Here is a 24590-nt window from a genome sequence, read left to right as displayed (position 1 = left end):
GGACATTCTGGCGTCCGTTTCGGCCACCCATGAGGCGCGCGATTGCTCCCATCCCGGCAAACGCCGCACGTAGGGCCAAGCGGCCAAAAGGCCCGGTCCTTTGTCCACTGGCAACGCCGCCTCCCCCTTCCACGTTTCGCTTCATCATGCCCTTGCTGCGCCTCTCCCTCCTTGCATTGGTTCTCCTGTCCCCGCTCGCCGCCCAGAGCACGCTCTACTGGGACTCCGACGGTGCCACTCCGGGCACGACCAATATTCGCAACACCTGGGACTACAGCGCCATCCGCCCGTGGTGGTCGACGTCTGCCGCCGGTGACACCGCCACTCAAGCCTGGACCTCCGGCTCCACCGCCGTGTTTTCCGCTGGCACCAACGCCACCGGCTACCAACTCGTCGACATCGGCCAGGGCGTGAACGTCGCCGCCATTTATGTCGAGGAGGGTGACGTGGAACTTTGGGGCGCCTTCTACAGCGGCTACTTCCACGACCTAGCCACCTTCGATGTCGCCAGCGGCGCCAGCGCCATCCTCGACGCCACCATGAACGAAAGTTCCGGTGCGGTGAATTTCACCAAAACCGGCGCGGGCACGCTCACCATCAAGGCGCCCAACAACATGACCGGCAACTTCGCTGTCTCCGGCGGCACGGTAAACATCACCAGCCAAAGCAACCTCAGCTCCGGCAACCTCACCGTCAGCAACGGCGCCACCCTCGCCAACAACGGCATCCTCGAACTCAATAACCGCACCGTCAGCGTGACCGGCGCCGGCTCCACGCTCAGTTCGACCAACTACATCGAATTGGGCGATATCGGCGACGTCACCACCAGCGTCCACGACGGGGCGGTGATCCGTTCCGACAGCTCCATCGCTTTTGGCGTCAATGCCGGCGTCAACGGCGTGGGACTGGTGAGCGGTTCTGGTTCGCAGCTCAACTCCGGCTCCCAGATTCATGTCGGCTACCACGGCATAGGGGAACTCACCGTGGAGTCCGGCGGCACTGTCACCCCTGGTAGCATTCTCGAGCTCGCCACCGCCGCCGGTTCCACCGGCACGTTCAATCTCAACGCCGGCGGCACCCTCGCGGTGGGCGGGACCCAGGGCATCGCCAAGGGAGCGGGCACCGCCAACTTCAACTTCGGCGGCGGCACCTTGGAAGTGACCGGGGCCAACCTCACGACCCTCGTGCCCGTCACCCTCGTGAGCGGCACCGACTCGACGATCGACACCAACGGTTTCACGGCCGCCCTCAGTGGCGGCGTTTCCGGCGCAGGCAGCCTCACCAAATCCGGCACCGGCAGCCTCTACCTCTACGGCGCCTCCTATACCGGATCCACCACGATCGACGAGGGCACGCTCTACAACACGCTTAACAATCTACCATCGGGCACCGCGTTGACCATCAATTCGCCCGGCACCTTCGACCTCGCGGGCTACGCCCAGACCGTCGGCTCGCTCGCCGGATCCGGCAACCTCATCCTCGGGGGCGTCAACCTCACGACCGGCGGGGCCAACACCGACACCGCCTTCAGTGGCGTCATCAGCGGAACCGGCACCTTCTCCAAAACCGGCACCGGCACCCTGACTTTGTCCGGCGACAACACCTACACCGGCATCACCACCATCTCCGGCGGCTCGCTCCAGATCGGCAGCGGATCCACCACGGGCGCCCTCGCCTCCAGTGCCATCACCAACAACGCCAACCTCACCTTCAACCGCTCCAACGCGCTCTCCTACGCGGGCGTCATCTCGGGCTCCGGTTCCGTCACGCAGAACGGCACGGGCAACACCACCCTCTCCGGCAGCAACACCTACAGCGGCGGCACCACAGTCAATGCGGGCACCCTCACCCTCGGTCACGCCAACGCCCTCGGCGCCACCACCGGCAACCTCACGCTCAACGGCGGCAGCCTCGACCTCGGCACCTTCGACCCCACCGTCGGCACCGCCATCTTCAACGGCGGCACCTTCACCAACGGCACGCTCGACAACGCCGCCGCCTTCGAGGTCCGCACCGGCAGCCTGCCCAACGATCTGGACGGCGCCCAAACCCTCACCAAAACCGGCTCCGGCACCTTCACGCTCTCCGGCACCAACACCTACACCGGCGACACCACCGTTTCCGGCGGCACCCTGCAGGTCAGCAGCGCGGGCAACATCGGCAGCGGCGACTTGCACATTTCCGGCGGCAGCCTCTCCAGCTCCGGCAATCTCGTGCTCAATCGCGCGGTGACCGTGGACGGATCGGGCTCCGCCCTTTCGACCACGACGTATTTGGAAATTGGTGACGGCGCGACCGGATCGCTCACCGTATCCGACGGCGGCGCAGTGACCAGCGGCACCACCGCGGCGATCGGGCACCAGGCCGGCGTCACCGGCACCGCCACCCTGACCGGCAGCGGCTCCAGCCTTACCTCCGGCGACGCCACCTACCTCGGCATCTCAGGTTCCGGAACCCTCAACCTGGAGGACGGTGCCAGCCTGAACGCCCCGCGCGTGATCCTCGGCACCTATTTCGGCGCCACCGGCAACCTCAACATCAACGGCGGCACCCTCAACGTGCCCATCCTCACCATCGGCGAAAGCGGCGTCGGCAACCTCAACATCAACGACGGCGGATCCATCAGCAACACCTCGATCACCGCCGGCTATTCCGGACGGATCAATGTCAACAACGGCGGCATCCTCAATCTCAGCAGTTCCAATGGCGTCGAGATCCAACCCGGCGGCAGCCCGGTTTATCTCAACCAAGGCGGGACCATTCAGGCCAGCGGGGTGAATCCTTCGTTTGGCGGCAGCAATCTCCACGTCTTTGGCGGCACCCTCCAGGTCGTGGACGCAAACCTCTCCTCCGGGGTGAATTTCATCATCGGCGACGCCGGAACCTGGTGGACCGACCTCAACGAGGGCCTGACGGTCGATACCAACGGCTTCGACGCCACGCTCACCGGCACTTTGACCCGGGTCTTTCCAGGCCGGGCAAACCTCACCAAAACCGGTGAAGGCACGCTCACCCTCACCGCCGCCAACACCTACGCCGGCTCCACCCACATCCAAGGCGGAACGCTCTCCATCGCCAGCCAAAGCAACCTTAGCACCGGGGGAATTTTCATCCAAACTGGCGGCCGCCTGACCAGCTCCGGTTCACTCCCCTTCGATCGTCGAGTGTCTGTTACCGGCGCCGGTTCCAGCCTCTACACCAGCGGTTATCTCGAGTTCGGCACCGTCGAGACCACCGGGTCTGGCTCACTCTATCTCTACGACGGCGCCACCGCCGAAGCGGCTTCCACCGTCGCGTTTGGCACGGCATCCGACGCGCTCGGCATCGCTGAAATCAGCGGAACGGGCTCCACCCTTACTTCCGGGGCCGAGCTCTACCTCGGCATCTCCGGTTCCGCCACCGTTGATGTGTCCAGCGGCGGCGTGATCAACGCCCCGCATGTTCTCCTCGCCATCCAATCCGGTTCGGTCGGCATCCTGAATCTCCATTCCGGCGGCACCGTCAATATTGGGGCCGGCGGCGTCGACATTGGCAGCGGCTCGGGCAGTGCGCTGAACCTGCGCGGCGGCACGGTCAATTTCACCGCCGCCGACTCCTACTCCAACGCCCCGTTCGGCGTGGTCACCGGGACCACCTCCACCCTCAACACCAATGCGTTCGATGCCACCATCGGCGGCGTCCTGGCCGGCGGCGGCAGTCTGATCAAAACCGGCTCCGGCACCCTGACCCTCACCGGCGCCAACACCTACACCGGCACCACCACCCTCTCCGGGGGCACCCTGCAGATCGGCGCCGGCGGATCCACCGGCGCACTCGCCAGCGACGTCGTCAACAACGCCAACCTCGCCTTCAACCGTTCCGACGCTCTCGCCTACTCGGGCGTGATCTCCGGTTCCGGTTCGGTCACGCAGGTCGGCACCGGCAATACCACTCTGTCCGGCAACAATACCTATACCGGCGGCACGATTGTCGACGCGGGCACGCTTACGCTCGGTCACGCCAACGCCCTCGGGGCCACCACCGGCAATCTCACCCTCAACGGCGGCACCCTCGATCTCGGCACCAACAGCCCCACCATCGGCACCGCCATCTTCAATGGCGGCTCCTTCACCAACGGCTCGCTCAACAATGCCGCCGCCTTCGAGGCCCGCACCGGCTCGCTGGACGCTTCACTCGGCGGCTCCAGCGGCCTCACCAAGACCGGCTCCGGCACCTTCGTGTTCACCGGCGATCAAACCTACACCGGCACCACCACCGTTTCCGAGGGCACTCTACAAATCGGCGACGGCGGCACCACCGGATCCATCGCTTCGAGCTCCATCGTCAACAACGCCAACCTCGCTTTCAACCGCTCCAACGCCGTCACCGCCGCCAACAACATTTCCGGTTCCGGTTCCGTCACCCAGTCGGGCTCCGGCACCCTCACCCTCTCGGGCACCAACACCTATTCCGGCGGCACCACCGTTTCCGGCGGCACGCTCGCGATCAGCTCCGACGCCAAGCTCGGCGCCAGCTCCGGCGCCCTCGCCGTCACCAACGGCGCGACGCTCAACACCGGCGGCGACTTCCGCACCAACCGCGCCGTCACCATCGATGGCTCCGGCTCCAACCTCTACAACAACGGCGAACTCATCATCGGCAACGGTGGCACCGGCTCGCTCACTCTCACCGATGGCGGCTCCGCCTCGGCCTACAACCTCACCCTCGCCTTCGGTGGCGGCACCGGCTCGGTCAATATCGGCGACGGCAGCTCCGTGACCGTCGGCAACGCCACTTCGCTCGGCAGCGCGACCAGCAACATTACCCTCGGTAACGGCGGCACCCTCACCACCACAACCCTCGGCGGCACCGGCACCTTCGACTTTGCGGGCGGCACTCTCGTCGCCGCTGGCGAGTTCACCTCCGGCCTGAGCGGCACCCTCACCAACGCCTCCACCGTTAACACCAACGGCCACGCCACCACCCTCTCCGGCAATCTCTCCGGCACGGGTGCCCTCACCAAGTCGGGCTCCGGCACCCTCACCCTCTCGGGCACCAACACCTATTCCGGCGGCACCACCGTTTCCGGCGGCACGCTCGCGATCAGCTCCGACGCCAAGCTCGGCGCCAGCTCCGGCGCCCTCGCCGTCACCAACGGCGCGACGCTCAACACCGGCGGCGACTTCCGCACCAACCGCGCCGTCACCATCGATGGCTCCGGCTCCAACCTCTACAACAACGGCGAACTCATCATCGGCAACGGTGGCACCGGCTCGCTCACTCTCACCGATGGCGCCACCGCTTCGACCTACAACCTCACCCTCGCCTTCGGCGGCGGCACCGGCTCGGTCAACATCGGCGACGGCAGCTCCGTGACGGTCGGCAACACCACCTCGCTCGGCAGTGCGACCAGCAACATCACTCTTGGCAACGGCGGCACCCTCACGACCGCCAACCTCGGCGGCACCGGCACCTTCGACTTTGCGGGCGGCACCCTTGTCGCCGGCGGAGCGTTCACCTCCGGCATGAGCGGCAGCGTCACCAACGCCTCCACCGTCAACACCAACGGCCACGCCACCACCCTCTCCGGCAACCTCTCCGGCACCGGCTCACTCACCAAGTCCGGCACCGGCACCCTCACCCTCACCGGCTCCAACTCCTACTCCGGCGGCACCACCGTTTCCGCCGGCACCCTCACCGGCAACACCACCTCGCTGCAGGGCAACATCGTCAACAACAGCGCCGTCACCTTCGACCAGTCCACCACCGGCACCTATGCCGGCGACCTCTCCGGCTCCGGTAGCCTCACCAAATCCGGCGCCGGCAATCTCACGCTCTCGGGCACCAACACCTACGCCGGTGGCACCACCGTTTCCGGCGGCACCCTCACGATCGCCTCCGACGCCAAACTCGGCTCCAGCTCCGGTGCCCTCGCCGTCTCCAACGGCGCCACCCTTGCCACCGGCGGCGACTTCCGCACCAACCGCGCCGTCACCATCGATGGCGCCGGCTCCAACCTCGCCAACAACGGTGAACTCATCATCGGCAACAACGGCACCGGCTCCCTCGCTCTCACCAACAACGCCACCGTATCCGCTTACAACCTCCACCTCGCCTACACCGGTGGCACCGGCACGGTCGACATCGGTTCCGGCGCGTCCATCAATGTCAGCGGCACCACCTCTCTCTGGACTGGCTCCAGCGCTCTCAATCTCAACGACGGCGGCACCCTCACCACCCCGGGGCTTTCCGGCTCCGGCACCCTCAATCTCGCCGGCGGCACCCTGCGCTCCGGCGGCGCCCTCAGCACCGGCCTCGCCACCACCCTCTCCAACGCCTCCACCGTCGATACCAACGGCTACGCCACCACCCTCTCCGGCGTCCTCTCCGGCGACGGCTCACTCACCAAATCCGGCACCGGCACCCTCACCCTCACCGGCGCCAACACCTACTCCGGCGGCACCACCGTCTCCGCCGGCACGCTCACCGGCAACACCTCCAGCCTGCAGGGCGACATCACCAACAACAGCGCCGTCGTCTTTGATCAGGCTGCCACCGGCACCTACGCCGGCACGATCGACGGCACCGGCTCACTCACCAAGTCCGGCGTCGGCAACCTCACCCTCACCGGCTCCAACTCCCACTCCGGTGGCACCACCGTCTCCGGCGGCTCCCTTACCATTTCTTCCGACGCCAAGCTCGGCGCCAGCTCCGGCGCGCTCGCCGTCACCAACGGCGCCACGCTTGCCACCGGCGGCGACTTCCGCACCAACCGCGCCGTCACCATCGATGGCTCCGGCTCCTACCTCGCCAACAACGGCGAACTCATCATCGGCAACGGCGGCAACGGTTCGCTCACCCTCACCGACGGCGGCACGGCCTCCACCTACAACCTCACCCTCGCCTTCGGCGGCGGCACCGGCACGGTCGACATCGGCAACGGCAGTTCAGTAAGCGTGGGCAATATCACCGCCCTAGGCTCCGGCACCAGCAGCGTCACCGTCGGCAACGGCGGCACGCTCACCACCGCCGGTCTCAGCGGCTCCGGCACCCTCCATCTCGCCGGCGGCACCCTGCGCTCCGGCGGCGCCTTCAGCTCCAACGTCGCCACCACCCTCACCGGTTCGTCCACGGTTGATACCAACGGCCACGCCACCACGCTCTCCGGTTCCCTCTCCGGCACCGGCTCGCTGACCAAATCCGGCGCCGGCACCCTCACCCTGTCCGGGTCCAACGGCTACACCGGCACCACCTCCGTGTCCGCCGGCACCCTGGCCCTCACCAGCACCACCGCCTCGCCCACGATCAACCTCGCCAGCGGCGCGACCCTCGAGGTGAGCGTCGCCTCCGGCACGCGCGACAACACCGACGCCACCACCTTCACCGGCTCCGGCACGCTGCAGAAAACCGGCGCGGGCAACGCCGTCTGGGGCACCGCCGCCGCCACCTTCGCCATGGACTCCGGCGCCCTCATCGATGTCCAGGCCGGCACCCTCACCGGCGGCGCCGGCGGCAACGAAAACTGGACCGCCAATCTCGCCGAGCTGAACGTCGCCTCCGGCGCCACCTTCGCCGGCGTCGAGGCCAATGTCCGCGTCGACGCCCTCTCCGGCGCCGGGACCATCACCTCGGGCTACAACGGCGCGGGTTACTCGACCTTCACCTTCGGCGTCGATGACGGTTCCGGCACCTTCTCCGGCGTGCTCGCCGACACCGACGGAAGCAACGCCGGTCACTTCACCAAGGTCGGCTCCGGCACCCAGATCCTCACCGGCGCCAACACCTACACCGGCGGCACCACCGTATCCGGCGGCACCCTCCAACTGGGTAACGGCGCCGCCACCGGTTCCGTGACCGGCGACATCGTGAACAACGCCGCCGTGGTGTTCGACCGCACCGGCGACGTGACCTACACCGGCGTCATCTCCGGCACCGGCAACGTGACCCACGACGGCTCCATCCTGCGTCTGGATAGCGCTCAAACCTACACCGGCTCCACCACCGTAAAGTCCGGCTCCATCCTCGTGCTTTCCACCGACACCGACCAGGGGCTCTCCGCCGCCACCGACGTCGAACTCGAGTCCGGCGCCATCCTCGACATTTCCAACCGCGCGACCGAGATCGCCGGTCTCACCGGCACGGGCCGCATCTACAGCTTCGGCGGCAGCAACGGTCAGCTCACCGTCAACACCGCCGACGGACAGGACCAAACCTTCTCCGGTGTGCTCGGCGGCAACAACTACGCCAACTTCGCGTTGACCAAGGCCGGCGCCGGCACCCTCACCCTCACCGGCGCCAACACCCACACCGGCGGCACCACCGTCTCTGGCGGCACGCTGTCCGGCAACACCACCAGCCTGCAGGGCAACATCACCAACAACGCCGCTCTCGTCTTCAATCAGGACTCCGCCGGCACCTACGCCGGCACGCTCTCCGGGTCCGGCTCGCTCTCCAAAACCGGCGCCGGCACACTGATCCTCTCGGGCACTTCCGACTTCACCGGCACCACCACCGTCAACGCCGGCTCGCTGCGCCTCGACTCCGCCTCGGCCCTCGGTGCCACCGCCTCGGTCGACGTCGCCGCCGGCGCCACCCTCGACCTCAACGGCAACTCCGTCACGATCGCCGACCTCGACGGCGCCGGCAACATCACCCTCGGCAGCGGCACCCTCACCACGGGCGACGGCGCCAACCACACGCTTTCCGGCGTCCTCTCCGGCACCGGCGGACTGACCAAGACCGGCTCCGGCACGCTTACGCTCTCCGGCACCAATACCTACTCCGGCGGCACCACCCTCAACGGCGGCACCGTCGCCGTCCACCATCTCACCAACCTCGGCTCCGGCGACATTACCATCAACACCGGCGCACTCGCCGCCACCGGCAACTACGTCTTCGAAAACGACACCGTCGTGACCGGCTCGGGTTCCACCCTCACCACCTCCGGTTACGTCGAATGGGGCACCAACGGCACCGGCTCCCTCACCGTCGCCAACGGCGCGCAGGTCACCTCCGGCGCCACCACCGCGTTCGGCAACCAGGCGGCCGGCAACGGCAGCGCCACCGTCACCGGCACCGGCTCCACCCTCACCTCCACCGGCGCACTCTACGTCGGCATCTCCGGTTCGGCCGCGCTCACGATCGCGGACGGCGGCACCGTCACCGCTCCCGCTGTCTTCGCCGGAGTTTATGGCACCTCGTCCGGCACCCTGAATCTCAACGCCGGCGGCAAACTCCAAACCAGCGTCATCGCCAGCGAGGCCGACACCGCCACTTTCAACTTCAACGGCGGCGAACTCGAAATCATCAACGCCAACTTCAGTTCGGGCGAGACCTTCACCCTCGGCGACAGCACGAGCACCACCATCGATACCAACGGCTTCGCCGCCGCCTTCACCGGCACCCTCGAAGGCAGCGGCGGTTTCACCAAGGCCGGCGTCGGCACGATGACCCTTTCCGGCACCAACACCTACACCGGAGCCACCACCATCAACGCAGGCACCCTCGCCCTCGGCGCCAACGGCTCCATCGCCAACTCCTCCGGCGTCGCCCTCGGAAACGGCGGCATCCTCGACCTCACCGCCAAATCGACCGGCTTCGCCTTCGGCTCGGGCCAGACCCTCTCCGGCAGCGGCACCCTCAACCTCGCCACCAATCAGACGCTCAACTTCGCCGGCACCCTCGCCCCGGGTAACAGCCCCGGCATCATCACCGTCGACGGCAACCTCGTGCTCAACAGCGCCGCCATTGTCGCCATGGAACTCGCCGGCAGCGGCGGCATGGCGGGCACCGACTTCGATCAAATCATCGTCAACGGCGACCTCACCCTCGGCGGCACGCTGCAGCTCACCCTGCTCAACGACTACACCCCGTCGATCGGCCAGAGCTTCCAGCTCTTCACCGCCAGCAGCATCGGCGGCACCTTCGCCAACTACGACCTGCCCACCATCGCCGGTGCCACCTGGAACACCTCCTACCTCGCCCAAACCGGCGCCATCAGCCTCAGCGCCGTCCCCGAACCCGGCACCTACGCCGCCCTCGCCGGCCTCGCCATGCTCGGCTACGCCGCCTGGCGCAAACGCCGCCGCACCACCAAGTAACCACAAACTGAATACCCCACCCCGGTAGGGGCTACCCGCTACTCACTACCCGCTACCCGCTACTCGCTACTCGCTACTCACTCGTCCATGCCCGCGCCCAAACGTGTCCAAGTCGCCATCCTTGAACAGGACCTCCACTACCGCCTGTTTCTCGAGGCCCATCTGAGCGCGCACCCCCGCTATCAACCCCTCTACAGCGCCGCCACCGCCGACGACGCCCTGCGCTGGCCCGACTCGCCCGCGCCCGAGTTACTGCTCATCGAAACCAGCGGCCTGCCCGCCAACGGCAGTGCCGTCATCGCCGCCCTGCACCAGCGTTACCCCGGTGCCCTGCCGCTCGTGCTGACCACCCGCGAAGATGGCCCCGCCGTGCTCGCCGCCGTGCAAGCCGGCGCCGTCGGTTACCTGCTCAAGCAATCCGGCAAAGACACCCTCTTCGACGCCCTCGACCAAACCCTCGCCGGCGGCTCGCCGCTCACCCCCCGCGTCGCCCGCGAACTCCTGCGCCTGCTCGCGACCACGCCCGAGCCCCGCCCCTCCAGCGCCCCGCCCTTCGCCACCCTCACCGAGCTCGCCGCCCTGCCCCAACTCAGCCCCCGCGAAACCCAGATCCTCAGCCTCGTCGCCGTCGGCACCTCCGACAAAGGCATCGGCGAACAACTCGGCCTCGCCCGCTCCACGGTGAAGAACGCCCTGCTCGGCATCTTCGGCAAATGGCAGGTGCGCACCCGCACCGAAGCCGCCGTGAAGTTCATGCAATACCAAGCCGAAGTCCCCACCACCGCCGGTCCCTGACCAGCAAGCGCACGGCCCAACACCCGCTGCAGCCGGGGTCGCCGACCCCGGCCCCCTCTTCGTGCATTTTTGTGCCTCTTCGTGGCTATGAATCATGAACCACAGAGTTTCACAGGGCCGAGGAGCAAAGGGGTTCAACAGAAGGTAACGAAGCAAAGAAGCCCCCGTGGCTACGAGCGTGAGCGAGTGGATGCCGCAAAGGTTCAAACCGCAGATCCCGCCGATAAACGCAGATACCGAGAGGCACCGCGGATAAAAACCGCGAAGAAGCGCAAACCCCACGAGACGCAGCCTGCCCCGCCGCGCCACTCCGACTTTCGTGTGTTTCGTGGTCCCCCTCCGTCCGCGTATTCCGTGCGCCACGCCTCTCCCTGCCCCTCCGCCATCCCGCCCCCCGCACCCCGCATCCCGTATCCCGTATCCCGCATCACGTATCCCGCATCCCGTATCCACAAATCCACCACGCCCCCCTTTCACCATTCACCATTCACTATTCACCATTCCCCTTCCCGTTTCAGCTTTTTCGACGCCCCTCCCTCTGCCGCCGGACAAAAGGCCAGGGTAACTTGTCCGCTCGATTCGGGCCCTCATCAGAAAGCATAGTCCTTGCGCGTGCGACTGCGGTCCACGCCACGTTTGCATGGCCACCTGTTTGGCCACCGCCTCTCACCTCTCTGCCCGTGCTCTTCATCTCATGATCACCCTGCGATCCCTTCTCCTGCTCGCCTGCACCTGCGCGCTCTCCAGCGTGGCCACCGCGCAGACCTCGGTCTTTAGCTACACCTTCGAGTCCGACAATCCCGACAACGATCCTTCCGTTCTCCCGGATGGGTGGACGATTTCCAACTCGCCCAACGCCTTTGTGGTTTCGAATGCCTTCACCACCGGCAACAGCAGCACCCGCGTGCTCCAGTTTTCCTCCGGCACCTCCAACGCCAGTATCTTCAGCACCGCTCATGACCTGAGCAGCTTCACCGGCAACGAAACCTTCACGCTGTCATTCGATTATTATCAGAGCAGCGGAACCGACAGCTCCCTGCTCATCGGCTTCACCGACTCCACCTCCGGCGTCGGTTTTGAATGGGTCGGCATCGACAGCCAGACCACCGGCATCGGCCCCCTGCGGTCCCTCTTCAGTCCGGCCACCCAACTCTTCAACTTCGATCCGACGTCGGCCGGCCAATGGTATCATTTCGAATTTGATGTCAGCGCCTACATCCAGCCCTACATCGATTATGGCGAAGCCCCCTCAACGGACTTCCGCATCGCCTTCCAAAACTACGCCTCTGCTGCGGGTGGCGGGTCGCAGGAGATCTACCTCGACAACCTCAGCCTATCGGCGGTGCCCGAGCCTTCAACCTACGCCGCCCTCCTTGGCGCGGCCTTCCTTGCCTACGCCGTCGCCCGCCGCCGCTCCCCTATCCGCCGAAGCCCCCAAGCGTAGGCGGATAGCGCAAACGCCACCAGGCCACAGCCTGAGCGCTCACCGCCATTCTGGCCGGCGCCACCACCCACCTCGCTCACGCCACCGGCGAAGACGACCCGTTGCGCCAAAAGATCGTGAGCGCCGACACCGGCATTTTTTCCCAACCAAATCCTCGAAGCGTTCGAAGCCGCCGAGGTCGACACCTACGTGCCCGAGCCGAAGTTCCGCTCCCGTGACCCGCAACTGGCCACCGCCAAACGGCACCGTCGCCCGACCGACCGCCGCAGACAGGACTACCGCTCCAAACGTCGCTGGTTCCGTGGCGACGACTTCACCTACGACGAAGCCACTGAGCGCCTCGTGTGCCCCGCCGGCCAACGGCTGTATCGCTGCGGTCACGATCACATCACCGCGCAAGGTTACCGCGCCACCTCCTACCGCGCGCCCAAAACCGCCTGCTTAACCTGCGAGCTGCGTGACCGCTGCCTGCAACACCCCGAGAGCGGCAACCCGCGCCAAGTGCGCGTCTTCCACGGACGCGTCACCGAGACCCTCACCTCGCGCATGAAGGACAAGATCGACACGCCCACCGGCCGGCAGATCTACAGCCGCCGCCTCGGTATCGTGGAGCCGGTCTTCGGCAACCTCCGCGCGCAAAAAGGTATGAACCGATCGACGCTGCGCGGTAGGGCCAAAGTGGATACCCAATGGAAACTCTACTGCCTGGTGCACAACCTGCAGAAGATCGCCCGCCACGGCAGACCCATAAGGTGAGAAAGGGGGCGATGCGGCCCGCGGTCGCGGCGCGCAACGCCGCCGCCAAGGCATCCTATCGCATCATTCCCCTCAAATCCCCGGCTCCGCCCGAAAACCGCGCCCCTGTAGCAAAAATCCCGTTCCCCTATATCAATCCCCACCAACCCCACCCCAACCTCGACAGCAGAGGGTTTCCCGACAGTCTCGTTAGCCGAAGACAAATGGCACGAAGCGAGAAATACTCATTCGATAAGCTCGTTGAGATTTATATCCGCTATGCGGCCCTCAAGGGATGGAGCACCAGACGCGAGGTCGCAGAGGACAAGGTGGATTCGTGGCTTACTTCCAGTATCGGACCGGTCGGAATCGCGATTTCGTTTCACGAGGAGGGCGTCGATCATTTGAGCCACATGGGCATCGATGCCGGTGCCAGAGCGAAGAGTGATTCGATACAGCACATCATGGTCACCCTTGCGGGCACCGAATACCCAAATGAAGACGGATCGTCCCGAGTTGCTGCGGCGCTCACTTGCGAACCGTTCGAGGTTCTCGGATTCGCTCACGAGCCGGGGAATCAATACGATCCAAGAGCCTTTAGAGTATTTAGGCGACTGACCGGGAAGCGACTGGGATATATTCCGAGACGAGTCGTTCCGTCACTATTAGACTACGATCGAGACGGTTTCGTTTTCACGCCGATGCTGGCCCAGATTCACGAGCCTGATCGGATTATGTATCCACCGGGATCGCCCGATAGATTGAAATTCGCCCAGATTGAGATTGTTCTCTTTACATTCCGGTTGGCCGCCGGAACCGAAGTGATCGACTCCTACGCTGGGAAGTGGGAAGAGGACTACAAAGCGGAGACGCCCGATTGGGATTGGCGTCATCTTAGGAATCAATGAAAAGAGAGGCTAACAAATCGGTGCAGACAATTCGGGCCAGCTCCGCTGTCCCTCTTGTCTGACCTCAGGCGTTCGCCGGAGATATCTTATGTTTAACCCGTTACCCCACTCCCAACCGTCTCCTCAGAAAAGAGGATCCACGTTTGGAGCACTCGCTCCGCTGGCTGCAGTGATCCCTGCGCTACTCATTCCCGTTGTCGCGAAGTCGTCGGTTTCGACCCTCATAGCGATCTACTCGATATGCCTCGCGGTCGGCTGCATATTCGTAGCCGCGTTCCTAGAGAAGCACCTCAGCCGTGCCATACGTTTTGTAGTTGGTGCGACACTTTGCGTGGCTGTCACGACATTCTTTGTCTCTGCCCTGACCGCGTATCATGCCTAAAGAAAAAGAGGCGAATCGGGTCCCCGTGACCGACTGAGAGATTAGGCTCAGCCGACCACAGGTCCCACACCACCCGGCATGCGGGTCCCCCCTTCGCCAAGGCTTCGGAGGACAAGGCCGCACCGGGCGGTTCCGACAGACTACGAGGCGTTGGCGCCGTAGTGCCGAGCGATCCATCTGGCCCTCATTTCAGGCCCCCCTTGCTTTGTCAGCCAGTCGTTGCAACCCGCGCGTCGCACGACGCTGTTTGAGCACAGTCGCCGGCAGCTTTTGCGGCTGCGCGTGACCATTCTCACGCGCTTGGGTAAGTGTTTTGGTGCATGGGCCCACGAGTCGACGCTCGTCCGTTTGCCATCCCAAAGCCGCTTTTACGTCTCCCTGTTTTGCGACGAGTCCGCAAGGGGTCACGAGTCCGCAAGGGGTCAGGCTTTGTAGTTTGTAGTCCTACAGGGCACCGCGGCTACCGCGCCCACCGCGGGGCTCTTTAGAACCGTCCCCACTGGCCCTGCTCGGACCGCAGAGTATGGCGATCAGTTTTTGGGGAGGGGTCCGGCAACATGGCTAACCCTCGCGCGCTTAGGTCGGTCGTTTGGTGCATGGGCCCACGAGTCGACGCTCGTCGGTTTGCCATCCCCAAGCCGCTTTTACGTCTCCCTGTTTTGCGAGGACTTCGAAGGCAGGCTGGACCGTCTGGCGTTGACCAGGTCGCGGCGCCACGCGTGGTGCCGCCCGGCTACAACGCCCCGCAAAAACGAACCGGTAGTCATGCCCGATCTCAGCGGCCGTGACGGCGGAGAAATTGCGACGGACTCAGTCCATGCACCCGCTTGAACACCCGGGAAAACTGAAACGAATCCATGCCAAACCGCTCGGCCACTTCCCGCACCAACAGATAGCCGGAGTCGAAGAGCTCCGCGGCGTGCACCATCTTTTTGCGCACCAGGTAATCGTAGGGCGACACGTAGCCGAATCGCCCGAACAGACGCGTCATGTGACTGGGCGATACGTGACAGGCCGCCGCGATCTGCTCGGCCGTGGCCACCGCCAGAAAATGCCGATCGATGTAGTCGAGGCACTTCCGCAGCGTCTGCTGCGCCCGCCGATCCGAACGCGGATCGTTCGCGCCGCCCTGCCCCAACTTCAGCAGCAGGATGTGCAGTTGCAACGAGGCGATCTGCGGGGCCTGCGGACGACTCCGCCCGCCTTCCGCGATCAACAGATCCAGCGCCGACTCGATCTCTTCACTGTTATCCACCACCCGAAAACTGCCCGGGTCCATCTGCGCGGCCGACATCAGATTGGCCGCCTGCTGCCCCCCAAAGTTGATGTAGTATTTGGACAACAACGCGCGCGAATCCGACTCGATGCGGTGCGCCACGCCCGGTCCGTAGGAAAAGAGACATCCTCGGCTTAGCGGATAACTTCGCCGCCCAAACCACAAGGTGCCGCGCCCGCCCGCCACAAACTCGATGCCCAACCACGGAAACGTGTCGCGACGGATCGTATAATCCGCCGCGGTGCGCTCCCACCCTCCACAACTGGCATGGAGCTCACTGGTGCTCCCCACCGCCGTGCCGAGGTAAAAACGTTTCGCCGCCTGAACCTGATGCGAGATGTAGGGCGGCTGGTCGACGTCGGCGTGAGACATGGGTGCAGGGAACGGGAAAACCCCGAAAGCCAATCAGATCAAGAATCGTCATGCAAAGGCGCAAAAATGCCATAGGGCCGCCCGTTGGCTTGTGCTATAAATGCGCAACCCCCGACGCCTCGGCGCCGACCCGCTCTACCCCATGCAGCTCGATTCCCACCAACATTTCTGGCGCTACCACCCGCGTGACTACGATTGGATCGATGACCGCATGGCCGCCATCCGGCAGGACTTTACGCCAACGGACCTCGCGCCCCGCCTGAGCGCCAACGCCCTCGATGGCAGCATCGCCGTGCAGGCGCGGCAAAGTCTCGCCGAAACCGCCTGGCTGTTGGAGCTCGCCGCAGCCCATCCGCACGTCATCCGCGGCGTGGTCGGCTGGTTGCCCTTGCGCGAACAAGGCGCGGCGATCGGCGACGTGCTCGCGCCGTGGGCAGGTCGCGCCGCGCTCAAGGGCGTGCGGCACGTGCTGCAGGGGGAGCCCGACGCCTACATGGCCGATGCCGCCTTCAACGCCGCGTTGCACCAACTGCCGGACCTTGGGCTCAGCTACGACCTGCTGGTGATGGCGCCGCAACTGCCCGCCGCCATCGCGTTGGTCGATCGGCATCCCGAGCTGCCCATGGTGCTCGATCACATCGCCAAACCCGTCGTGCGCGGCGCGCCCGATCCCAGCTGGGTCAACGCGATCCGCGAGCTGGCCCGCCGCGAGCACGTGTGCTGCAAGGTCTCCGGCATCGTGACCGAGGTGCCGGACTGGCAGTGGACGACCGACGAAATCCGGCCCTACTTCGAAACCGTGCTCGAAGCATTCGGCCCGCAGCGGCTGATGTTCGGCTCGGACTGGCCGGTCTGCCTCGTGGCCGCGGATTACGCGGATTGGGCCAACTGCGTGCGCCAGCTCATCAGCCCCCTCTCGCCCGACGAACAGGCGGCCATCATGGGCGGGACCGCCGCCCGTTTCTACCGCATCCCGTCCCCCTGACCCACCCTCGCCATGCTCCAATCCGGCATCCTCAACCCCGCCCTCAACTCCCTGCTCGCCCGGGTGCGGCACACCAACACCCTCGTCATCGCCGACCGCGGATTCCCCTTCTGGCCGACCATCGAAACGGTGGACCTCGCCTTGATCGACGACGTGCCCACGGTGCTGCAGGTGCTGGCCGCGATTCGGGCCAACTTTGTCATCGGCACCGCCCGGATGGCCGAGGAGTTCCCGGCCCACAATCCACCGGAAGTGGTGGCCCGCTTCGCCCGTGCGCTGGAGGGCATCACACTGCTGCACGAACCCCACGAAGCGGTGTTTAAACCCCGCGTGCCTCACGCGATCGGCCTGATTCGCACCGGCGACACCACCCCTTACGCCAACATGATTCTCACCAGCGCCTGATCCCACCGGCGTATCCACTCATGCAATACCGTGCTCTTGGCCGCACCGGCCTGAACGTTTCCATCCTCAGCTTCGGCGCCTCCTCGCTCGGCGGCGTGTTTCGCACCACCGACGACGCGGAGGGCATCCGCGCGGTCCACGTCGCGCTCGATCGCGGGGTCAACTTCATCGATGTCTCGCCCTACTACGGCGCGACCCGGGCGGAGACGGTGTTGGGACGCGCGCTGCAGGGCGTGGCGCGCGATCGCTACATCCTCGCCACCAAGGTCGGCCAATACGGCGAGGGGGAATTCGATTTCTCCGCCGCCCGCGTAACCCGTTCGCTGGACGAGAGCTGCGCCCGTCTGGGCGTCGACTACATCGACCTGCTGCAGTGCCACGACATCGAGTTCGCCGACATCGATCAGATCGTCGACGAGACGCTGCCGACGCTGGTGCGACTCCGCGAGGCCGGCCGCATCGGTCACATCGGCATCACCGGTCTGCCGCTCAAGGTGTTCACCGCCGTGCTCGATCGCGTCGGTCCTGGCGTGGTGGATACGGTGCTCTCCTTTTGCCGCTACGAGCTCAACGACACCTCCCTCGGCGACCTGTTGCCCTACCTGCAGCAAAAGGGCGTGGGCGTGATCAACGCCTCGCCCACCGGCATGGGCCTGTTGACCGAGCGTGGGGTCCCCGCCTGGCACCCGGCGCCCGCGCGCATGGTGGAGGTCGCCCGCGAGGTGGTCGCGTTCTGCCAGGCCGAGGGCTGGGACATCGTGAAACTCGCCGTGCAATACGCCACCAGTCACCCGGGCATTGCGACCACGCTGGTGGGCACCGCCAACCCGATCAACATGGCGCGCAACCTGGATTGCATCGAGGAGCCGATCGACTTCGCCGCCATCGCCCGCGTCCTCGAGCTGCTGCGCCCGATCCACAATCACAACTTCACCCGCGGGCGCCCCGAGAACCGCGACGAATTGATCGGCTGATTCCCCCCCCGCACCATGAAGACTTTGGTTCTGCAAAACCCCGGCTCGCTCGAGCTCACCACCACCACGCCGCCCACCGCGCCCGGTCCCACCGAGGCCCTCGTGCGGGTGCACCGCATCGGCGTGTGCGGCACCGACATTCACGCCTTCAACGGCAAGCAGCCCTTTTTCTCCTACCCGCGCATCCTCGGCCACGAGTTGGGCGTGGAGGTGATCGCCGTGGGCGACGAAGTCACTCAGGTCGCGGTGGGTGACCGTTGCGCCGTCGAACCGTATCTAAATTGTGGACACTGCATCGCCTGCCGCCGGGGCAAACCCAACTGCTGCGCTTCGCTCAGCGTGCTCGGCGTGCACGTGGATGGCGGCCAACGCGAGTTCATCGTGGTGCCCGCCGCGAAGCTGCACCGCTCCAGCGAACTCAGCTACGAGCAGCTCGCACTGGTGGAGACGCTCGGCATCGGCGCGCATGCGGTCGACCGGGCCGAACTCGCCGCCGGCGAAACGGTTGCCGTGCTGGGCGCCGGTCCGATCGGTTTGTCCGTCATCCAGTTTGCGTTGGCCGCCGGCGCCCGCGTGCTGGTGATCGATATCAATGACACACGACTCGCCTTCTGCCGCGAGCGTCTCGGGTTGCCCGCGGCGGATTTGATCGACGCCCGCACCGGCGATGTCGCCGATCAACTGCGGGCCTTGACCGAAGGCGACCTGCCCACGGCGGTGTTCGACGCCACTGGCAACTCGCGCTCGATGATGAACGCGTTCACCTATCCGGCGCCGGGCGGGCGGATCGTTTTTGTGGGCCTCTTCCCCGGTGAAGTGACCTTTGATGATCCCAACTTCCATCGCCGCGAGCTGACCTTGCTCGCCAGTCGCAACGCCCGGCCCGAGGACTTCGGCCGCATCATCGGCCTCATCGAAGCCGGCCGAGTCGACACCAAGCCCTGGATCACTCACCGTGCCGAACTCAGCGCGGTGCCCTCCCTCTTCGCCGACTGGACCAAACCCGAAAGTGGTGTGCTCAAAGCCATGATCGAGGTCCCCGCCTGATTTCACCCGCCCCACCCCATCCCCATGCCCCCAACCCAAACGCCCGAGACGCGTCCGCGCGTCGTTCCGCCGCATTACATCTATCCCTTCGTCCTGGTCACCACGCTCTTCGCGTTGTGGGGATTTGCCAATGACGTCACCAATCCCTTGGTGCGCGCCTTTCGGGAAATCTTCCTGATCAGCAACGCGCAAAGCAGCCTCGTGCAGTGGGCGTTCTACGGTGGCTATGCCACGATGGCGATTCCGGCGGCGCTGGTCATCCGCAAGCTGTCCTACAAGTGGGGCATTCTGATCGGACTCGGCCTCTACGCCGCCGGCGCGTTGCTCACGATCCCCGCGAGCACGGCGATGAATTTTAACATCTTCCTCGTCGGCTTCTACGTCCTGACCTTCGGCCTGGCCTTCCTCGAAACGAGCGCGAATCCCTATATCCTCTCGCTCGGCCCGCCGGAGACCGCCACGCAGCGCCTCAATCTGGCCCAAGCCTTCAATCCCATCGGCTCACTGTCCGGCATGGTGTTGGCGAGTATGTTCATCCTCCCGAGCCTGCAGGTCGGTCAGTTTCGCGACGCGGAAGTCGCGGCGCATCCCGAATACGCCGAGATGTTGCCCAGCGACGTCGACGGCCTGTTGACCCAATCGCTCGAAACCTTTGCGGCCGCGGAGCCGGAGGCTCACCTCGCCATGGTGAAACATGATCTGGGCGTCGTGATGATTCCCTACGTTTCGATCGCGCTCGTGGTGCTCGGCGTGTTGCTGCTCTTCGCCTTTTCCCGGATGCCCGATACCGGCCAGGAAGAGTGCCCCATCCGCCTCGGGGAGCTGTTTCGTCGGCTGGCCAACTTTCACTACCTCGGGGGCGTTGTGGCGCAGACCTTCTACGTCGGCGCGCAGATCATGTGTTGGACGTTTATCATCCACTACGGCATGACCCTGATCGGCCTCACGGCGGCGCAGGCGCAGAACTACAACATCATCGCCATGGTGCTGTTTCTCAGCAGCCGCTTCATCTGCACCTTCATCCTCAAATACCTGCGACCGGGACTCCTGCTCGGCCTGCTCTCGGTCGGCGGCCTGTTGCTCACGCTCGGGGCGATCTTTGTCCAGGGCATGGCCGGCCTCTACTGCCTCATCGGCGTATCCGGCTGCATGTCCCTCATGTTCCCCACGATCTACGGCATTGCCCTGGACGGCCTGAGTCCCAACCACGCCAAACTCGGATCGGCCGGCCTGATCTTCGCCATCGTCGGCGGTGCGTTCATGCCGCGCCTGCAGGGTGGCTTGATCGACGGCGACGGGCTCACGTTGTTCGGCCAAGCCCTGGAGTCGGTGCGCATCTCCTTCTTCCTGCCCGCCATCTGTTTTGTCGTGATCGCCGCCTACGGCTTCATCGCCCACACCAAAAAACGCGCCTAACCCCAGCAAAAGGGGTCAATCTTATATCCTTGCGGTCCGCCCCCGGATCACCCCGGCCCTAAATAGCCTCTCTCCCCCGCCGCGTTATCACCGCACCGGGAGCGAGATCCAGAAGGTCGCCCCTGCTCCGGGCGCGGAGTCGCAGCCGACTTCGCCGCCCATGGCTTCGGCCACCCGTTTGGTCACCGCCAAGCCAATCCCGTGGCTGCTTTCGCCGCCGGTCGGTCGCGCACCGGAGCCACTGTATTTCCTGAACAACTTGCCCCGGTCGGCTTCGTTCACGCCCGGCCCCGTATCGATCACCTCAATACGCACGCGCTCGGTCGCGGTCGCCAGCCCCAGCGCCAAACGCACCGTCGCACCGCGTGGACTGAACTTCAGCGCGTTGCTCAGGAAATTATCCAACACCTGCCCCAGCAACGAGGCGTCGGCCCGCGCCCACACCGCCTCCCCGGCCGGCGCGAGCACTTGCTGCTCCTTGGCCGCCGCCGCCGGTCCATGACGCCCCGCCGCTTCGTTGATCACTTTGCGCAGGTCGATCATCTCCAGCCGCACCGGCAGGGTGCCCGATTCCAGCGCGTGCTCGCCGAGATAGTTGTTCACCACTTCCAACATGCGCCCGCTCAGGTCATCGATCGCGCTCAATGCTCGCCCGCGTCGGTCCGGATCCTCCATGCGTCCCAAACGCATCTGCGACGCCAGTCCGCGCACCGAGGCCAGCGGCGCGCGCAGATCGTGCGCCGCCGCCGCCATAAACTCGTTTTTTTCCGCATTCAGGCGGGCCAGTTCACGGTTCAGCAAAGCGAGCTCCTCACGCTGGGCGTATTCCCGTCGCAGTCGGGATTCACGCGTCCAGGCAAAGGCCGAGAGCACCAATAGGAATCCGCCCAGACCGCCGGAGAGGGTGATCAGGTCGCCGAGCCGGTCGCCCCACAAGGTGCGGGCGAGCAGGAACACGATCCCACCGAATCCCAGCACCTGCATCAACAGCGCCGCGCGGAAACTCAATGGCAACGTGAACACCGATACGGTCGCCACCCCCAGCGAATTGATCATGACCTGCGGCACCATATTCATCCCAGGGTTCAGGCGCTGAAACTCCCAGGGAATCAGTCCGAGTGAGAAGATCACCCACGCCGTGCCCAAGGGATAGATCCACCACGCCGTGCGCTCAAATCGGTGCCAACTCGGCAGGATCCACATCACCAGCCAAGCCGGAGCCACCACCAGAACCCGTTGCCAAAGCGACATCCACACAAACTCGGGCTGCACCCCCACGTTGACCCGCGCATCGACCAATCCCATGCCCAGCGTGGCGAAGATCGCCACCACGATCATGACGCGCGAGCGAATCACGCTGTCGTGCAGCCACTCGTGCCGAAACCGTTTTTCGACCGACGCTTCCGCGAACTGCAGCCGCCACTTCGCGCGGCGGCGCCAAGGTGACGTTTCCGAGGCCGAGGCGGGTGACGTGATCATGAGTTCCCCTCGCGCAGGCGGGTAAACACGACCGCCGCCTCCGTGCGCGAACGCACCCGCCACTTCTGGTAAATCACCAACAACGCGTTCTTCACCGTCGACCGCGACAGCCCCAACGCATCGCCGATTTCCTTATCGACCGCGCCTTCCGCCACCCGCTCCAGAATGTCCCGCTCCCGGTCCGTCAGGATCGCCAAACGCGCATCCTCCGGCTTCCTCGTCGGCCCTCCCCGCATCAACCCCAACACCTTGCGCGCAATGCCCGGCGACATCGGCGCCCCACCTGCCAAAGCATCATCGATCGCCGCCAAAAGGTCCTCCTCGCGCCCGCCCTTGAGCACATAACCATTGGCCCCGCTCTGCACCGCCTGCAGCACCACCGCCGCATCCGTCTCCGCCGTGAGCATGAGCCCGAGCGCTTGCTCGTGCCGCGCCAACAGCTCCCCCACCAACTCCGCGCCGGAGCGATCCGGCAACCCGACATCGACCAACAGCACATGCGGCGTCACCACCGCCGGATCCCACGCCAGGGCCTCCACCGCCGATCCCGCCGTCGCTACCAAGCGGTGACGCGGACTCGCCTCCAACATCGATTCCAGGAACAGCCGAAAATGCGGATCGTCCTCGACGACGGCGACCGCAACGCGGCCGGTGGAGTGCTGGGAAGAAAGGCTCATCGGTTCGGGGAAGGGAAACGTCGCTCGGCGCGCGCAACCTCAACGCGAGTGCTCGCACGGTGGCGAGGACTTTTGCACGCCCTCAAGCCGCCGCTGCAGCACCCGACACCGCCCCCACCGCCGCCATCAGACCCGGCAGGTCCAGCACACACACTTCCTTGGTCCACCCGCTGCCCTCCGCTCGCACCGAAGCGGTAAACGCCGCCGCCAACCCCTGCCCCTTCACGCCCCGGGCCGGCAACGCTCGCGGCGCCTGCCGCACCAGCAGATCCATCGACGATACCAACCAGCCGCAGTCTCCGTCCTCCCCGCGCATGAGCACCACCACTCGACACTCCGCCTCCGCCCCGGTCTCCGCCGCCGGCAACGCCAAAGCTGCCGCCAAATCATAAATCTTCACCGCCCGACCACGCAGTTCCATCAACCCACCGAACAACGGATCGTCATTCGCCCGCGACCAGTTCGACGGCACCGCTTCCACCGCCGCCACCTCCGACGCAGCCAACGCCACATGCGAGGCCCCGAGTCGCACCACCAGAAACAGGTCCGCCGACCGGTTCCCCCACGCCAGCCCATCGACCTCTCCCTCCGCGCCCGCGCCTCCATGCAACGCGCCCTCGGCGGTCTCCGCGGCCAAACCCATTGCCTCCAAACTCGCTGCGCCCACCACCCAGACCGGCCCTTGGCTGGGGCTTTGCCAGACGCCCCGCACGTGCGCACGCGCCTGCTCGCCCACCTCATCGGCGGGCTCCACATCGCCCTCCCGGATGCCCTCAATCGCGATCACATCCTGCACCGTCACCGCCACCTGACGGCTGGTATCGCCGACCACAATCAGGTCCTGCCGCGGAGCGGCCTCGACCGGCTCCTGCCAACCCAAGCAACGGCCCAGATCGAGCACCGGCACCTGCAACGCGCCCATGCGCAAAAACCCTTCCACGCGACCGAGCCGCACTTCGGAATCAAACCGCTGCGGGCGGCGCTGCACCCGCCGCACGCGTTGCGCGTCGATCGCCAACACGCGGTTCCACAGGCGCACCAGCACATGCGGCCGCGCCGCCTCGGCGTCCGCGCGCAGCGTATCGGCAGCGTCACTCCCGCTTGTGGCGACTGCCAGCAGACGCCGCATGGACTGCCGCGCGGAAATCACCGTCCAATCCACAATCGCCGCCGGCGCGCCCCCCGCCCGCGGTTGAAACAGTTCCCGAAACAGCGCATCCGCCCCGCCGTCATCGAATGGCATCACCTCATCGGCCCGGGCCCGCACGACGCCGAGCGCTTCATCGATGGGCACCGCAAAAAAACCCTCCCCGTGGCGCACGACCATCGCCAGATCGAGTCGCGGTGCCTCCGCCGGTTCGCTCTCACCTCGCACCAAATCCGCCAGATCCACCAACGGCACCGGTCGCCCATGCCAACCGATGGTGCCGAGCACGCGGCGCGGGGCCTGCGGCAGCGCGCTCACCTCCAGGGGACCACGCACCACCTCGGCCAGCGTGGCGGCTGGCACCGCCAAGCGCACCCGCCCGACCCGCACCAGCCCCAATACCCGCCTCGAGCCGCTGGCGGTCTCCGTCGTCGTCATGATTCGCGAAGGGGTCACGGACTTCGCCGAG

General features: G+C 65.7%; 14 protein-coding genes. 10 read left to right on the top strand and 4 right to left on the bottom strand.

What is annotated here, in order from left to right:
* Nucleotides 1-146 precede the first annotated feature (146 nt).
* The 5 genes from K1X11_RS19395 (at nucleotide 147) to K1X11_RS19375 (ending at nucleotide 13961) form a co-directional block, all read left to right on the top strand.
* Nucleotides 147-10079: an autotransporter-associated beta strand repeat-containing protein gene (locus K1X11_RS19395; RefSeq protein WP_221029599.1), complete on the top strand. Its 9933-nt coding sequence runs from the start codon at nucleotides 147-149 to the stop codon at nucleotides 10077-10079.
* Between the two features lie 87 nt (nucleotides 10080-10166).
* Nucleotides 10167-10874 (top strand): LuxR C-terminal-related transcriptional regulator, encoded by a 708-nt coding sequence (locus K1X11_RS19390; protein ID WP_221029600.1) that lies wholly within the window; start codon nucleotides 10167-10169, stop codon nucleotides 10872-10874.
* Nucleotides 10875-11568: 694 nt separating this feature from the next.
* Complete coding sequence (locus tag K1X11_RS19385; RefSeq protein WP_221029601.1) at nucleotides 11569-12318, top strand: PEP-CTERM sorting domain-containing protein; 750 nt, start codon at nucleotides 11569-11571, stop codon at nucleotides 12316-12318.
* A 189-nt stretch (nucleotides 12319-12507) separates the two neighbouring features.
* On the top strand, nucleotides 12508-13074 hold the full coding sequence (locus K1X11_RS19380) for a transposase (RefSeq protein ID WP_221029602.1): 567 nt from the start codon (nucleotides 12508-12510) through the stop codon (nucleotides 13072-13074).
* Nucleotides 13008-13961 (top strand): hypothetical protein, encoded by a 954-nt coding sequence (locus K1X11_RS19375; protein ID WP_221029603.1) that lies wholly within the window; start codon nucleotides 13008-13010, stop codon nucleotides 13959-13961. Before K1X11_RS19380 ends, K1X11_RS19375 begins: the two co-directional genes overlap by 67 nt.
* Nucleotides 13962-15118: 1157 nt before the next feature.
* Here K1X11_RS19375 and K1X11_RS19370 read toward each other — a convergent pair.
* A complete protein-coding gene (locus tag K1X11_RS19370; protein ID WP_221029604.1) occupies nucleotides 15119-15991 on the bottom strand; it encodes an AraC family transcriptional regulator in 873 nt (290 codons plus the stop codon).
* Nucleotides 15992-16091: 100 nt separating this feature from the next.
* Here K1X11_RS19370 and K1X11_RS19365 point away from each other — a divergent pair, with 100 nt between their 5' ends.
* From K1X11_RS19365 to fucP, 5 genes are read left to right on the top strand one after another with little or no spacing between them, the layout of a single operon-like run.
* Entirely contained in the window at nucleotides 16092-16976 is an 885-nt protein-coding gene (locus K1X11_RS19365) for an amidohydrolase family protein (RefSeq protein WP_225919268.1), read from the top strand.
* A 12-nt stretch (nucleotides 16977-16988) separates the two neighbouring features.
* Nucleotides 16989-17381 (top strand): RbsD/FucU family protein, encoded by a 393-nt coding sequence (locus K1X11_RS19360; RefSeq protein ID WP_221029605.1) that lies wholly within the window; start codon nucleotides 16989-16991, stop codon nucleotides 17379-17381.
* A 20-nt stretch (nucleotides 17382-17401) separates the two neighbouring features.
* On the top strand, nucleotides 17402-18355 hold the full coding sequence (locus K1X11_RS19355; RefSeq protein WP_221029606.1) for an aldo/keto reductase: 954 nt from the start codon (nucleotides 17402-17404) through the stop codon (nucleotides 18353-18355).
* 15 nt (nucleotides 18356-18370) lie between these two features.
* Complete coding sequence (locus tag K1X11_RS19350; RefSeq protein WP_221029607.1) at nucleotides 18371-19402, top strand: zinc-binding alcohol dehydrogenase family protein; 1032 nt, start codon at nucleotides 18371-18373, stop codon at nucleotides 19400-19402.
* A gap of 24 nt (nucleotides 19403-19426) precedes the next feature.
* Nucleotides 19427-20818, top strand: coding sequence for an L-fucose:H+ symporter permease (fucP, locus tag K1X11_RS19345; protein ID WP_221029608.1), 1392 nt, complete (start codon nucleotides 19427-19429; stop codon nucleotides 20816-20818).
* An 87-nt stretch (nucleotides 20819-20905) separates the two neighbouring features.
* Here the strand turns inward: fucP and K1X11_RS19340 are convergent, their stop codons facing one another.
* The 3 genes from K1X11_RS19340 to K1X11_RS19330 all read right to left on the bottom strand — a co-directional run bounded on the left by K1X11_RS19340 (nucleotide 20906) and on the right by K1X11_RS19330 (nucleotide 24559).
* Nucleotides 20906-22297, bottom strand: coding sequence for a sensor histidine kinase (locus K1X11_RS19340; RefSeq protein WP_221029609.1), 1392 nt, complete (start codon nucleotides 22295-22297; stop codon nucleotides 20906-20908).
* Nucleotides 22294-22974, bottom strand: a complete 681-nt coding sequence (locus K1X11_RS19335) for a response regulator (RefSeq protein WP_221029610.1) — start codon at nucleotides 22972-22974, stop codon at nucleotides 22294-22296. The genes K1X11_RS19340 and K1X11_RS19335 overlap by 4 nt, the downstream gene beginning before the upstream one ends.
* An 82-nt stretch (nucleotides 22975-23056) precedes the next feature.
* Nucleotides 23057-24559, bottom strand: coding sequence for a chemotaxis protein CheW (locus K1X11_RS19330; RefSeq protein WP_221029611.1), 1503 nt, complete (start codon nucleotides 24557-24559; stop codon nucleotides 23057-23059).
* Nucleotides 24560-24590 lie beyond the last annotated feature (31 nt).

It is taken from the genome of Actomonas aquatica (assembly GCF_019679435.2).
GTDB classification, from domain to species: Bacteria; Verrucomicrobiota; Verrucomicrobiia; order Opitutales; family Opitutaceae; genus Actomonas; species Actomonas aquatica.
This window is presented reverse-complemented; position numbering and strand designations above follow the sequence as displayed.

What these genes read in the sequence shown, in the direction of transcription:
- K1X11_RS19395 (WP_221029599.1), top strand. Translation starts at nt 147, where the DNA reads ATGCCCTTGCTGCGCCTCTCCCTCCTTGCATTGGTTCTCCTGTCCCCG.
- K1X11_RS19390 (WP_221029600.1), top strand. Translation starts at nt 10,167, where the DNA reads ATGCCCGCGCCCAAACGTGTCCAAGTCGCCATCCTTGAACAGGACCTC.
- K1X11_RS19385 (WP_221029601.1), top strand. Translation starts at nt 11,569, where the DNA reads ATGATCACCCTGCGATCCCTTCTCCTGCTCGCCTGCACCTGCGCGCTC.
- K1X11_RS19375 (WP_221029603.1), top strand. Translation starts at nt 13,008, where the DNA reads ATGGAAACTCTACTGCCTGGTGCACAACCTGCAGAAGATCGCCCGCCA.
- K1X11_RS19370 (WP_221029604.1), bottom strand. Translation starts at nt 15,991, where the DNA reads ATGTCTCACGCCGACGTCGACCAGCCGCCCTACATCTCGCATCAGGTT.
- K1X11_RS19365 (WP_225919268.1), top strand. Translation starts at nt 16,092, where the DNA reads ATGCGCAACCCCCGACGCCTCGGCGCCGACCCGCTCTACCCCATGCAG.
- K1X11_RS19360 (WP_221029605.1), top strand. Translation starts at nt 16,989, where the DNA reads ATGCTCCAATCCGGCATCCTCAACCCCGCCCTCAACTCCCTGCTCGCC.
- K1X11_RS19355 (WP_221029606.1), top strand. Translation starts at nt 17,402, where the DNA reads ATGCAATACCGTGCTCTTGGCCGCACCGGCCTGAACGTTTCCATCCTC.
- K1X11_RS19350 (WP_221029607.1), top strand. Translation starts at nt 18,371, where the DNA reads ATGAAGACTTTGGTTCTGCAAAACCCCGGCTCGCTCGAGCTCACCACC.
- fucP (WP_221029608.1), top strand. Translation starts at nt 19,427, where the DNA reads ATGCCCCCAACCCAAACGCCCGAGACGCGTCCGCGCGTCGTTCCGCCG.
- K1X11_RS19340 (WP_221029609.1), bottom strand. Translation starts at nt 22,297, where the DNA reads ATGATCACGTCACCCGCCTCGGCCTCGGAAACGTCACCTTGGCGCCGC.
- K1X11_RS19335 (WP_221029610.1), bottom strand. Translation starts at nt 22,974, where the DNA reads ATGAGCCTTTCTTCCCAGCACTCCACCGGCCGCGTTGCGGTCGCCGTC.
- K1X11_RS19330 (WP_221029611.1), bottom strand. Translation starts at nt 24,559, where the DNA reads ATGACGACGACGGAGACCGCCAGCGGCTCGAGGCGGGTATTGGGGCTG.